Here is a 519-nt window from a genome sequence, read left to right on the forward strand (position 1 = left end):
CCGGTGAACCAGCCGATGATCAACAACTGGGTGGAGGCCATCGGCGACCGCAACCCCATCTACGTCGACGAGGCGGCCGCCCGCGCCGCCGGCCATCCCGGAATTGTCGCACCGCCGGCCATGATTCAGGTGTGGACCATGATGGGTCTGGGCGGTGTCCGTCCCGACGACGATCCGCTGGGCCGCATCATCCAGCTCTTCGACGACGCCGGCTTTGTCGGCGTGGTAGCGACGAACTGTGAGCAGACCTATCACCGCTATCTGCAGGCGGGTGAAGAGGTCAGCGTCAGCGCCGAGCTCGGCGACGTGGTGGGGCCCAAGCAGACCGCGCTGGGCGAGGGTTGGTTCATCAACCAGCACATCGTGTGGCAGGTCGGGGACGAAGATGTGGCCGAAATGAACTGGCGCATCCTCAAATTTCGGCCCAAGGACAGCGACAAAACTGCAGTGCCAGACGACCTGGATCCCCATGCGATGATGCGGCCGGCATCGTCGCGCGACACCAAGTTCTTCTGGGAC

General features: G+C 64.2%; 1 protein-coding gene (running past one end of the window). It reads left to right on the forward strand.

Going from position 1 to position 519, the window contains the following annotated elements:
- The coding region annotated (locus ACFE99_RS03780) for a MaoC family dehydratase N-terminal domain-containing protein (protein WP_375482552.1) crosses the window boundary (this coding region is incomplete at its 3' end): on the forward strand, nucleotides 1-519 show 519 of its 600 nt. 81 nt of the annotated region lie to the left of the window's left edge.

The sequence above is a fragment of the uncultured Mycobacterium sp. genome (assembly GCF_964249325.1).
GTDB lineage: Bacteria > Actinomycetota > Actinomycetes > Mycobacteriales > Mycobacteriaceae > Mycobacterium.